This window comes from Salinibacter sp. (genome assembly GCF_042218895.1).
In the GTDB taxonomy this organism is placed as follows: Bacteria; Bacteroidota; Rhodothermia; order Rhodothermales; family Salinibacteraceae; genus Salinibacter.
In genome coordinates this window covers 1-13,078 of sequence record NZ_JBDGQQ010000037.1, presented here as the reverse complement: position 1 = coordinate 13,078, position 13,078 = coordinate 1, and the positions used below count along the sequence as shown (strand labels likewise).

The following is a 13,078-nucleotide window of genomic DNA, read 5'->3' as shown; positions in this document are numbered from 1 at the left end:
GAGCCGTCGTGCCCTATGGAGTCGCCGAGAGGGTCACAACTCGTCCGCCGCGGCCGAGCGTATCGAAGGTGCGTAGCTTGATGGTCGTCCCGTCGTCGACGCGCACAGGCCCCGTGTAGCGGGGCGACGCGGAGGTCGGCGGGGTGCCGTCGGTGGTGTAGCGGACGGGAAGCCCGGGGAGCGCGACCTTCACCTTGAGGTGCCCATTTTCGACGACGGCTCCGGGCGGCGGCAGCCGGTACGCCCAGTTCGGCATGCGGGCGCTCAGGCGCGGAAGCTCGCGCTGGCCCAGCCGGTTGGCGAGAGCGTTCCAGGCCCCGGCCCGTCGGCGTCGGCGTTGCTCGGTGTTCTCGAGGGTCGCCCACTTCGGCTGAGGGGCCCAGGCGCGCTCGGCGAGACTGAGGAGACGGGGCACGGCCATGTACTCCATCCGCCGCGTGCTCCGCAGGGTCTCCCCCCAGAGCTGCCCCTGCAGGCCCAGGATGTTGGAGCGGGCCGAGTCTGCGAGCCGCACGCGGTCGGCAAAGGCGGAGTCCGGGTTGATGGGCTGACCCATGACCGTCCGGTCGGCGCTTCTGTAGAGGTTGAACGGCACGAACGAGAAGGGGGCCTGCGTGTCGACGAAGCCCGCCCAGTAGTAGCCGGACTCCCGCGGGTGCTTGCTGTAGGCCATGTCGAAGTAGAAGTTGGTCGCCTGCGACATCACGACATCGTAGCCCGCATTCGCCAACCGGTAGGCCCGGTCCTCCGTGCCGCCGCCCCAGATGTTGCTCCAGACGTAAGGGCGGACGGCCTGGTCCACCAGAGTCATGTTCGGCGTCGTCGTAGTGGCCTGATGGGTAGCCTCTTCAAGCCCGACCTCCTCCCACCCCGCCATGGTGAGGCCGCGAGTGGCCAGCGTGTCCTGAAACCGAGCGAGGAAGTGCCCAAAGAGGTCATCGGCGTTCTCGACCCCCTCGGTGCGGGCGATGTACTCGTCGCAGGCGGGTGACTCGGTCCACACACCGTCCGGCACCTCGTCGCCCCCCACGTGGACCGCCGGAAGCGGGGCGCCGGCCGTTTCGTACATGGCCCGAAGCTCATCGACGACCTTCGTGAGGAAGCGGTACGTGGAGGACTGGCACACGTTGATCACGTTGTCGTCCCATCCCTGCACCGACTCGTACGTCGACGTATCCTGCGGGTCGTGCAGGCGGTAGCGGCGGGCCGCGGCGGTGTCCCCGGCCGCCCGGAGCCGCCGCCCGCGAGCCTTCATGGCTTGCACGGCGGCGCGGGCGTGCCCCGGCACGTCGATTTCGGGCATTACCGTGATGTGGCGCGCCTTCGCGTAACGCAGGATCTCCAGGTAGTCGGCGCGGCTGTACCACCCGCTTCCCGGAGAGGCGGACGGGGCGGGATTGGGGCCCGACCCGTGGGAGGGTACGAGGTGATTCTGCTCGGTGAGGGTGTGTCCGCGGCGCCCGCCGACCTTCGTCAGTTCGGGCAATCCGTCGATGGCCACGCGCCAGCCCTCGTCGTCCGTCAGGTGAAAGTGGAACGTGTCGAGCTTGTAGAAGGCCATGATGTCGAGCAACCGCTTCACCGCCTCGACCGACTGAAAGTTGCGGGCCACGTCGAGGTGGAGCCCTCGGTAGTCGAAGCGAGGGGCATCGATGATCCGGGCGGCGGGCACGGCCACGGGCGGCGAGGGGGCCCTGTACGCATCGACGGGGAGCCAGGCCTCCAGGCTCTGCACGCCGTAGAACACCCCAGCGTCGGTGGTCCCAACGATCTCGATGCCCGCTTCCGGGTCGACGCTAAGCTGGTAGGCTTCGGCCTGGGCCGAGTCGGCCATTGGGGGCGTCACGTCGTCCCGGCGGAGCGTGATGGCCGCATCGGTCGTTTCCATCGTCGTCCTGGGGCGGCGTCCGAGCACCGGCGCAAGCCCGGCCGCAAGCTGCCGCGCCTCCGACGCTAGGCCCTCCTCGTAATGAATGGTCGCGTTGGCGGAAAGGGTGAAGGTTCCCGATCGACGTTCCGTTGACACCGGCGTCGGCACGATGCGTCCGACCGAGTCGGCCGGACGCACCGACAGGGACTGATTATCCTGGTACCGAGACGCGGGCGTTGGCACGGGGAGCACGTCGTTTGGGCCGCGCTTTGTCTGCTCGGGCCGCGTGAAGGGCTCGATGGTCACGTCCGTCACGGGGGCCGGCGGCTTGGGATCGCCCTGCCCGTCGGTGAAGACGACGTAGAAGCCGGCCGGGGCGTCGATGTGCTTGATGGCCGACCCCGGGGCCTCAAACGGAATTTGGAGTTCTCCACCGGGCGGGATGGAGGAGAAGGCATTCCCTGGTTCCAGCGTGTAGAAGTCGCCGTTAATCCGCGTGACGTCCACCGGAGCGCCCACGGTCGTCGTATCGATTTCCCGGAGGAAGTTGAAGTAGAGCGTCCATCCGTTATCCTTCAGCGGCACGTTGCCCCGATTGACGAGCGTGAGTACCGATCGGAATCGGGCTCCGTCGTCGATGAGATTCGTTTCCACCTCCCATCGAATGGCGAGATCATCGGCTGAGGGGAACGGGGCCGGCTGGGCCTGCGCCTCCAGCGACGCTAAGCCCAGGCCCGCGAGATAGCAAACAAGCAGGACGGCGGCGGAACGTTTCATTCGTCGGGGGAGAATTAGGAGTCGGAAGAAACGGTGCGCCCACTACTGCCGCCGGGGCTGTGCAGATAGGGAGAACGCCGAGAGGGAGGCGTCGTTGTTGCCAACCACCACCATCGGTGCCGCCGGCCCCTCCTCGATCAGCGTCATGCTACGTACGTCCTTCGGCGCGTGAAAGCCGCTCTTCCGGCTACGGAGCACGGTGAACGTGGAATTTCCCTGGTTCAGAAGAACTGTGCCTTTCTCGGCGTCGGCCCGGCCCCACTGAGGCCGCACCGTGAAGTCGTTGCCGGCCAGAAGTAGGTCGGGGAGATCGTCCCCGTTCACGTCCCGAGCCACGAGTCCGTGGATGGGGGCAAACTGCGCCTCGATCGGCAGGGCGCGCCGTTGAAAGGTCCCGTCGGACTGGCTGACGAAAATGCTCGTCTCGAAAACCGAGGCCGTCAGGTGCGTGGCCTCACTCTGCTCCTCTGCCGTCAGGATTTCGCTGATCGTCGACGTCGCGTAGTCCTCGTAGGAGTCGAACCGCGGCTTGAACGGGGGGATTGCCTCGACGAGCGTGTCGTGCCAGTACACCGGATACTCTTTGCCGCCGAGGTGGTGGGTCATGATGGGATCCACGCCGCTGTCCCGGGCAAAATCGGACGCGTAGATGGCGGCCGGTGCGTCGGGGCGGGCCTGCACCTGGGCGTTGAGCCCCCGGTTCCCGGCCACGAGCTCGGCCTGCCCGTCGCCGTTGAGATCCGCCACCGCGAGGCTCTGCCACCATCCATTCGTATCCTCAAATCCCAGCTCCGAGGAAAGGTCTTCGAAGAGCCCAACATCGTTCAGGTGGAAGACCCGGATCGACATCCATTCTCCAGCGAGTATGAGTTCGGTCCGTCCATCGTTATTGAGGTCGTGCCAGAGGGCGTCGGTCACCATGCCGGGCTTGAAGAGGAGCGGCGCGACCTCGGCGGTCACGTCCGTAAACTGCCCGCCGGTGTTTTTGAGCAGGTAACTGCGTGGAGGCAGCGGATACTCGCCCGGCCACACCCGGCCACCGACAAAAAGGTCGGTCTTCCCGTCCCCGTTGTAGTCGTGGGCCGCCACCGTTCCTCCACTGCTTTCGATCGTCGGCAGCGCGTCGGGGGCGTGTGTAAACTGCCCGGCCCCGTCGTTTCGGTACAGGCGATCCTGGTAGCCGGAGGCTTCTCGGGCCGCCTTGCCGCCGCTTACGACGTAGAGGTCCAGGTCTCCATCCCCGTCCGCGTCGAAAAACGCGGCGTCGACGTCCTCGTGACGGCGGTGATCGGAAAAAACGGAGGGCGTGCTCGCCTCAAACGATCCGTCGGGCCGCTGCAGAAAGAGAGCGGCGCTTTGCCCACGGGCCCCACCGACGAAGAGGTCTGTGCGCCCGTCTCCATTCACGTCGCCGCGGGCCAGCGCCGGCCCCTCCCGCGATAGCATGTGGGGGAGCAAGGGCTGCTCCTTGAAGTCGTTAAGGGCATTCTCGCGGTGGTCGAACGACAGCCCGCGTTCAGTGGAGACTGCCGTCAGGGGGGGATCTGGGGACGGGTTGGGGGCGGGCTCCGTGGGTTGGGCCTCATTGCGACGGAGCGTCACCGTCTGGTTGGCCCCTACGGCAGGACGGGTCTCCCGGGCTTGGTCCGGCCAGATGACCGTGAGCGACACGGTGTCGGCCGTACCGAGACCGAAGTGAAGCTCCGGCTCGACCGAGGACTGAAAGCCTCGGGCCGGCATCAGCTCCTGGTAGAGAACCTGTCCCGACGGCGTGGTGAGCTTGACCTTGGCCCCGATCCCAAACTGGTTGTCGCCGGTGCCCTCTAGGTCGACGCTCAAGTAGTTGTGGTCGGTCTGCTCGGGGGCGTTGTTGCGGTAGATGAATGCCTTCTGATCGACGTTGTTGACCACCAAGTCTGGCCCGCCATCGTTGTTGAGGTCCGCGTAGGCGGCGCCCGTCGAGAATCCCTTCTGAGCAAGTCCCCATTTCCCACTCACGTCCTCGAACGTCAAGTTCCCCTCGTTGCGAAAGGCATAGTTGGGGATGGGCGTGGATGGGATCTTCTGGACCATTCCGTACAGGTCCACGTCGACGTCCTCGGGATTTTCCGCGTTGAGGTATTTGAGGTAACTGAGATTCGAGTAGAGAACCGAGTTCAAGAAATCGAGGTTCGTGTAGTCCCGCCGGTATCCGTTTGTGACGTAGAGGTCCTTGCGCCCGTCGAGGTTGAAATCGGAGAAGAGGGCCGCCCAGCTCCAGTCGGTGTTTGAGACGCCGGCGAGCTGTCCAATTTCGCTGAAGCTCCCATTGCCGTTGTTTCGGTGCAGCGTGTTGCGCTGGTACTGGTAATAGTAGTCGCGCGACCACATGCTGCGATAGAATTCGAAGTCCTTCGGGCCGGATAGGAGCTTCTGGCGGCGCTGTCCCTCGGCTAGCATGTCGAGGACAAAGAGGTCGGGGCGGCCGTCGTTCGTGTAGTCGGCAATGTCGCTGCCCATCGACGCATAGGACGTGTGGTCCAACCAGGAGCGGATTTTTTCGTCGAAGGTGCCGTCGCCCTGGTTGATGTAGAGACGATCGTCCCCCACATAATCGTTGGCGACGTAGAGATCTGGCCAGCCGTCGCGGTTGATGTCGCTGACGGTGGCACTCAATCCGTATCCGGAGGTGCTGCCGATAATACCGGCCTGCTCAGTCACCTCCACAAAGGTTCCCTCGTCGTTGCGGTAAAGCTTATCTCCGGCCGGCCCGCTGCGCCGTTGGCGACGGGTCTTTTGGCTGGCATCGAACCGCGTACGGCCGACCGCGTGGTTCAGCAGATACAGATCCAGGTCCCCATCCCCGTCATAATCGAAAAAGGTCGCGTGGGTAGACCGGGAAGGGTCGGCCACCCCGTAGGCCGCGGCTTGCTCCTTGAACTCTGGGATTCCGTCCTCTCCTGTTCCCTGGTGGATGTACAACTTGTTGCGGCGCTTTTCGGGGGCCTGCCACCCGGACTTGCAGACGTAGATGTCGAGCCGACCATCGCCGTTCACGTCGGCCATCGTAACGCCAGTTGTCCATCCGTCCGGGTCGGTCACGCCCGACTCCCGCGTGACCTCTCGGAACTGGAAGGCCCCCTCATTCAGATAGAGCGCATTGGCGGCTTGGTTGGCGGTGAAGTAGAGATCCGGCCGATCATCACCGTTGAGGTCTCCTGCGGCGACGCCTCCGCCGTTGTAGAAGTACTCGTAGGTCAGCACGTTGCGACCGGGCCCCTCGTCAAGGTCATTGGAAAACGTAATTCCTGTCGAGCTTGGGGAGAGACGAGTGAACAGCGACGGGGGCGAACCCGGATCTGACCCAGATCCACTCAGGAAGACAGCCCCGGCAAGGAGGCAGGCGGCCCAGAACCAGCGCATTGCTCAGAGATCGGTTCAAAACAAAAGAAGGCGGGTCATGCCGGAACATGACCCGCCCCCTGTACGCGACGTACGGCGGATGGTTACTTCTTCACGTCCCACCACATTCGACTCATGAAGGAGTCCCCGTTCTCGTAGCGACTCACAGCCTCGTTGTAGTTCGCCTTGTTCACCGAGGCCTCACTGTTCGGATAAATCATCCGGCGCGGAATGCGACCGTCCGTCCGATTGCCCGGGTAGTCGGTGGGGGTCAGCTCCGGATAACCGGTGCGGCGCCAATTGGCGTAGGCCTCGTACTCATTCATGAGCGTTGCCGCCCAGTACTGCTCGTTAATCTGCCGGATTTGGTCCTGTGTGTTGGAAGCCCACGGCACGTTGCTCACGTACGTGTCGACCTTGTCCTGCGAAATCGCCGCCGCTTCTCCGTACATGGAAAGGTAGTTCAGGGCAGCCCGAACGCCCTTCCGGTAGTGGCTTTCGGCGGAGCCAGATCCAATGCCCCAGCGCACCTTGGCCTCGGCGCGCATGAGCTCGACCTCCGCGTAGGTCTGGAAGAACATGGGATCGTCCACGCCCAGCAGCACCTTGTTCGGCTTCATGTAGACGTCAGTCCCGCATGGATCTGGGGGATTGTCGCCTTCGCACGACACCCAGCTCGAGTGGCTCTGAATTCCGGAACTGCCTGAGCCAGCATCGAAGCCGTTGGGCAGCCCCTTGGCCGGATCACCGTCGTCCTCTCCGTACACCCGAAGCCGAGGGTCGTCTTTCGACTTCATCCAGCTCACGAACGTGTCGCTCATGTAGGGCGGCGCCGGGCCGATAAACGCGAAGACCTCGCCATTCCCATTTTTGTTGATGCCACTGGGGCCGCTCTGGTGCGGAATGTAGGCGATGTCGTCGTTGCTCTCCATCAGTCCCCCATCGCCGTTGATCGCCTTCTGAGCCCACTTCTGGGCCTTGCTATTGTTGACCTTCACCATCCGAAGGGCCAGCCGGAGCATCAGAGAGTTGCCAAACTTCTTCCACTTCGCGATGCTGCCGTCAAACATGATGTCGCCATTGCCATACATCGGCTTGGACTGATCGAACTGGCCGACAGCCGTCTCCAGCTCCTTCAACATGCTGTCGTAGATGTTCTTTTGCTTGTCGTACTTCGGCTTGCTGATCCCTTCGTAGAAGGCCAGCCCGGCCTCCGAATACGGAATGTCGCCGTACAGATCTGTGAGGCGGTGGAAGATGAACACTTTCATGATCTTCGCGACGGCATTCTTGTTGACCATCTCCTTCTTGCCTCTTGTCCGGCGCTCAAGGTCTACGGCCTCTTTCACCGCGCTGTCGTACCACCGGTCCCACACGGCCGCGGAGTACGAGCTGATGTAGAAATACTTGTCGCCGGCCCAGTAGCTTGTAAGGCTCGCGAAATGCTGGACCATCGTCGAATTGTAAATCAGGTTGTTGCGCCACGTCTCGTACCGTCCCCCAGATGTCAGGAGTTGGACGTTGGTGAGCTGAAACCCGGGCTTGAGGCTCGTCTCCTTCGTCGGATCGGTGTTTATGTCTTGCAGACGAGAATCCAGCGAGTCGCAGGCTGTAAGGCCAACCAAAAGAACGCCGAAGACCAGTATGTGCCGTGTGAGCGCAGAAAATTTCATAGCGTGGATCCGTATTCAGGTGCGAATCAGTTTGTTGGTGCCCGCCCATCGCTTCCTGCCAGGGGATGGGGACGTCTCGGCTAGAACCGAAGGGTGAGGCTCAGTCCGTAGCTGCGGGACTGCGGCACGCCAAAGTACTCAAGGCCCTGGAATTGAGTGCTCCGGTTGTACGTGGATTCGGGGTCCACATTGGGAACGTTCTTGTGGAGAATCCAGAGGTTGCGGCCGGTCAGGGCAACGTTTGCTGCCTGGACGGGAAGGCCCTCGAGCAGCGAGGAAAACCGGTAGCCCAGCCGCAGTTCGCGAAGCTTCACGTAGCTGGCGTCGTAGACGAACTGATCCGACACGTCGGAGGCGATGCGTCCCCAGTAGGTGTCCGGAGCGACCTTGCTCGTCACTGGGTTGCCCTCGCTGTCGACGCCTTTCACCTCGACATATCCCTGCTCGCGCCCGCGGAGGGTTTGTTCGTGGAGCCCGTTGGACGTCAAGATGGAATTTGTTCCGGAGAAGATGTCGCCTCCGATCTGAACGTCCAGCAGTGCCCGGAACGTGAAGCCTTTGTAGTTGAGGGTATTGGTAATGCCCCCTCGCCAGTCCGGCGGGAAGTACCCGGCCGTAGTGAGTGTGTCTCGGGCCTGCGGGAGCCCATCGCTATCTAGGATGAGCCGTCCCTGATCGTCTCGCTTGAACTTGAAGGCTTTGATCGCGCCGTAGGGCTCTCCCTCCTCAGCCACGACGCGGGCGTTTCGGGTGCGGGGCTGCCGGAAGTTTAGCCGGTCAAGATCCTCCGTGAGCTTAACGACCTCGTTGCTGTTCTTCGACGCGTTGAGGACGAGATTCCACTCGAGGGACTCCGTCTGAATGGGAGTGCTCCGGAGGGCAAGCTCGATGCCCTGGTTGCGCGTTTTCCCGACGTTGAGGACGCGACTTCCGTATCCGGAGGTCGAGGAGATCGTGGTCGGGACGATGTCGTTCCTGTTGGTTTCCTGATACAGGGTCAAATCGAGCCCGAGTCGGTCGTTGAAGACGCCAATCTCAAGGCCGGCCTCGATGGTCTCCTTGAAGGAGGGCTCGAGCTCTGCGTTCGGCACGCTTCCCGACGCGATGTAGCCGATGGGCACCTTTCCCTGACCCGGATTCACGTGCCCTCCGCCCCGAAGGCCGTACTTGAGCCGAAGCTGGTACGGACTCGTATCGCCGCCCACACGTCCCCAGGAGCCTCGGATTTTTCCGTACGATATCCACTCCGGCACATCGAGCGCGTCGGAGAACACAAAGCTTCCCTGCACCGACGGATAGAAGAACCCGTTGTTGTTGACAGGCAGTGTGGAAGAGACATCGGTACGGCCACTGAAGGTCAAGAACAGATAGTTGTTGTACGACACGTCGGCCGTTCCGTAGACCGACCACACCTCCTCTTTCGAGAGGTTGTAGGACGGGGTTTGGTTCTGCGTGTTGCTGAGCGTCCGAAGCCCTGGGATGTTAAAGTTGTCCCCAAATGCTCCGATGAACTCGGTCTCCTCGTGTCGCATACTTCCTCCAATCCGACCGGAAAAGTTGAACGATGGAGTAAGATCGTAAGTGGCGTTCAGTCGAACGCTCGCATTGTACTCGACGGTGTTCCACTCGTCCTCGTCGATCTCTCCGCCGGGATCGTAGGCCGTGCCGAACGGCTCTACTTGGGTTCGACGGGTCCAGAACTGTGACATCTCGAACCGGGCCTCCGCCGAAATTGCGCTTGTGAAGTTGTACTGTGTGTTGACGAATCCCCGAATCCGATCATCCGTGTCGTCCGCCGAGAACTTCCGAACGGCCCAGTACGGATTGGTCTGGAACGGAGACGACGAGAACGCGAATTCCTCGAATTTATTGCCCTCTACCCAGCCCGGCTTCAACGTGTTGACGTCCACGCTGGGAGGGAGAAGGGCGACTGCGTAGTTGGGGTTGCCCGGCGAATCCGAGACGCGGGGGCGATTGCTCGCGTTCTCGCGCACGTAGCTGAACTTTACGTCCGTATTCAGGGCCTTGAGCCCAAAGTCGGAGGAGGCACGCCCCAGAAACGTCGTTCGGTTAAATCCGGAGTTCGGGACAATGGCTTGGTCGCGCCGGTGCGACATCGAGAGCCGGAACGTGGTTGATTCCGACCCGCCGTTTAGCGCAATCGAGTTGCTTGAGCTCAGTCCAGTCCGGTAGAAGTCCCTCTTGTTGTCTCCAACGGGGGCGTAGGGCCGCATTTCTCCATCGTACTGAACCGCCTGGTCGACCTCGCTCATCTTGGGGCCCCACGAAGAGAGCCCGATGCTCTGAGCCCCGGCCTGGTCCGACGGGACCTGACCTCGCCAGACCTGCTTTCCTTCCACTTTCTCTATAAACCCGTGGCCGTACTGGTTCTGGATGTCGTCGAAGTAATTCAGCGACCGGTTCATCTCAAGCTTGCTGGTGAACTCGATTCCGAGATCCTGCTGCGCCGCCCCCCCGCCGGACTTCGTCGTGATCCGAACCACTCCGTCCGTCGCGCGCTGCCCGTAGAGGGCCGCGGCAGCAGCTCCCTTCAGCACGCTGATACTCTTGATGTCCTGCGGGTTGATTGAGGTAAGGGCATCTCCCATGTCGGAACCGCCCCACTTGCTGGCGCTCACGAGGTTGGAGTTGTTGAGGGGAACCCCATCAACAACATAGAGCGGCTGGTTATCGCCGGTGAGGCTCGAAATTCCCCGAATCGTGACGTTGCTCGCCCCGGCAGGCCCGGTCGCTGTGTTGCTGATGTCGACGCCCGCGGCCTTCCCGGACAGGGCATCCGCGAGGCTCGGGGCGGACACCTCCGCTACGTCCTCGCCCGACACTTTGCTCACGGCGTACCCGAGCGATTTCCGCTTTCGCTCAATGCCGAGCGCCGTCACGACGACGTTCTCAAGCTGCTCCGTGCCGGCCTGGAGCTCGACCGTCAGCTCCGACCGTCCCTCAAGGGGAACAGTCTTCGACTGGTACCCCACGTACGAGAATCGAAGAGAATCATCCTCGCTGGGCACCTGTATCTCAAAAGTTCCGTCGGCACTGGTTGCCGTTCCGCGCTGGGTCCCCACTACGAGCACGTTCACGCCCGGAAGGGGAGTGCCGGATTCGGCGTCCAGCACGGTGCCCTCCACCGTAAGCTGCTGTGCGCTTACCGCCTGTATTCCGGTAAACAGGAGGACCGAAGCTACGAGGACACCAATCCGTAAAAAAAAGGAGCGAGACCACTGGAGATTGTAACGAGTCAGCATGGCGGTACCTGCGGTGAGTAATGGTGGACGACACGCGCCGGGCGAAGCATGGTTAGCAACCTCCGCCGAAGACCACTGTCGACAATTCTTTCGAGGCGGACGGCTAGTCTGTGCCGCGGACGCACACTCATTATAATCTCGCTCGCCCCTGTCTATCAAGGAAGGATTAAGCTTTGGGACCGCTTCCATTTTGCGTTTGGAACCGCTTCCGAATGGGGAATCCCTCCGAGGAAGCAACGAATACCCGCCTAAGAGCCCCTTTTAGGAAAAATGTGTGTGAAGGAAAAAATCATCCGAGCCGTCACAGGGCGCAGGTTCGCTCCGGATCTTCTCCAGGGCTTTTGCCCTCTCTCGAAGCACCGCGTCGCGATGTGCGTCTCCTGGGTTGATGCGTCCGCGGAGGGGCCTGGCGGGGTGAGGCTGTTCGTCGTGGCCCGGGCTAGGGGACGGATGATCCTCCCACGGGACCATGTGGCCGTCAGCCGATCCCAACGGCGCCGTTGGGCGATCCCGTACCCGTAAGGTCGGCCCGTAGCGGGCGGCAGAACGATGAAGAGGCGAGGCGCCTCGGGGGACACAGCAGCGGATCAACGGCGGCCTCGTGCGTCGAGGGCGAGCGTTTCCTGGACCTCCGAGCCGTCCACGAGGTGCATCTTGTCCTGCGTCTGAACGGTCACACAGGCGTGATTGGGCACGATCCGGAGCCGATCGCCGACCTCAAGGTCGGCCCCCTCGCCGACCCCCAGCCAGCCATGCTCCTCGGACAGATGATCGACACGGACTCCTGAGTGGGGCTGCATTCCCGCAGCGTCCGCCAGCGCGATCCCGTGCCCGTCCGTGCCATAGCCGGTATCGGTGGTGAAGACCTTCTTGCCTGCATCCACGAACGCGCGCCGGGGGCCGCCGGGCTTGCGCTGTATGCTGACAACCGTGGTGAGGACCGTGAGCGCGCAGTCGTCGAGGGAGGCCGCGCCGAGGGCCACCTGCATCGCGTCGTGCATCACGTAGTTGCCGGGGCGAATCTCGGTGATGCGAAGGCCGTTGCGCTCGGCGTTTTCGAACGCGGCCATCGACGGCGTCGAGCCGACGCTGATTTCGAAGGTTCCCGGCGTCACTCCTACGTCCTCCGCCTCGACCAGGGTGGACGCAACGGAGAGCATGCGGTCGCGCTCGTGCCGCGCCACGCGGCGGAGGGCGTCGGTTTCCGTTTCGCCGTCGGACGGGCCGTCGTAGGCCTGCCCGGCGTGGGTGAGGATTCCCGTGAGGCGGAGGCCGGGGAGCGACGCGATGTGCTGAGCGAGCGTCACTGCACCCTCGTCGTCCGCCCAGTGCACGCCGCAGCGCCCGTGCCCCACGTCCACCTCCATCAGCACGTCGACCGGATCGTCCGCCTCGGCGTAGACGGCCGAGGCTTGCTCGGCGCCCGCCGGGGTGTCGACGGTGAACGAGATCGTCGCCGCGGCCCGGAGGGCCTGCAGTCGCTCGTGCTTGTCGCGGCCGGTGACGGGGTAGGCCACGCGTACGTCCTCGAATCCGGCGTCCACGAACGTCTCGGCCTCCGCCACGGTGGCGACGGTGAGCCCCTCGGCGCCGCGCTGGTGCTGCCGCCGGGCCACCGCCACGGACTTGTGGGTTTTGGCGTGGGGCCGGAGCGTCACGTCGTTTGCGTTGGCCAATTCCTGCATGGCCGCGAGATTCTCCCGCAGGCGCGACTGCTCGATGAGGAGGGCGGGGGTGGAGAGGGCGTCGAGGGTCATGGCGGCGGGACGGGGCGGAAGACGGCGGCGTATCGGAGCTCCCGACAATACAGCAGCGGTCGGAGAAAAGTCCTTACCGAGCGATGGAGGTGCTTGTGCCGTCCGGGACGGGTTCGAGACCGTACTGTGAAGAGGGAGCGGGCGAGCGCCGAACCGGAGCAGTGTTCTTTGCCGGACCGAGCCTCGCGGACGGATCATGCTCGAGAGTCGAGCCCCGTGCCCGGTTCGTTCTTTTCGACCACAGGCGTTAAGTTCAGCCAAGATCATTTTCCGATGACCCTTCTCTCAGCGTTTGCATCATTTCCCCGTCGTCATGACGGTCGACGACTTCATTTCGCGCTGGTCGGAATCGGGCGC

At 63.2% G+C, this 13,078-nt stretch carries 5 protein-coding genes; all 5 read right to left on the bottom strand.

Annotation, left to right across the window (positions count from 1 at the left end; translation table 11 throughout):
- Positions 1 to 13: 13 nt before the first annotated feature.
- The 5 genes from ABEL04_RS03975 to ABEL04_RS03955 all read right to left on the bottom strand — a co-directional run bounded on the left by ABEL04_RS03975 (position 14) and on the right by ABEL04_RS03955 (position 12,721).
- On the bottom strand, positions 14 to 2,647 hold the full coding sequence (locus ABEL04_RS03975) for a family 20 glycosylhydrolase (protein WP_375801088.1): 2,634 nt from the start codon (positions 2,645 to 2,647) through the stop codon (positions 14 to 16).
- Positions 2,648 to 2,689: 42 nt separating this feature from the next.
- A complete protein-coding gene (locus ABEL04_RS03970) occupies positions 2,690 to 6,049 on the bottom strand; it encodes a VCBS repeat-containing protein (protein ID WP_375801087.1) in 3,360 nt (1,119 codons plus the stop codon).
- 83 nt (positions 6,050 to 6,132) lie between these two features.
- Complete coding sequence (locus ABEL04_RS03965; RefSeq protein WP_375801086.1) at positions 6,133 to 7,701, bottom strand: SusD/RagB family nutrient-binding outer membrane lipoprotein; 1,569 nt, start codon at positions 7,699 to 7,701, stop codon at positions 6,133 to 6,135.
- Between the two features lie 80 nt (positions 7,702 to 7,781).
- Complete coding sequence (locus tag ABEL04_RS03960; protein WP_375801085.1) at positions 7,782 to 10,964, bottom strand: SusC/RagA family TonB-linked outer membrane protein; 3,183 nt, start codon at positions 10,962 to 10,964, stop codon at positions 7,782 to 7,784.
- Positions 10,965 to 11,551: 587 nt separating this feature from the next.
- Positions 11,552 to 12,721 carry an alanine racemase gene (locus ABEL04_RS03955; RefSeq protein ID WP_375801084.1) on the bottom strand — a complete coding sequence of 390 codons (1,170 nt, stop codon included), beginning with the start codon at positions 12,719 to 12,721 and terminating at the stop codon, positions 11,552 to 11,554.
- Positions 12,722 to 13,078 lie beyond the last annotated feature (357 nt).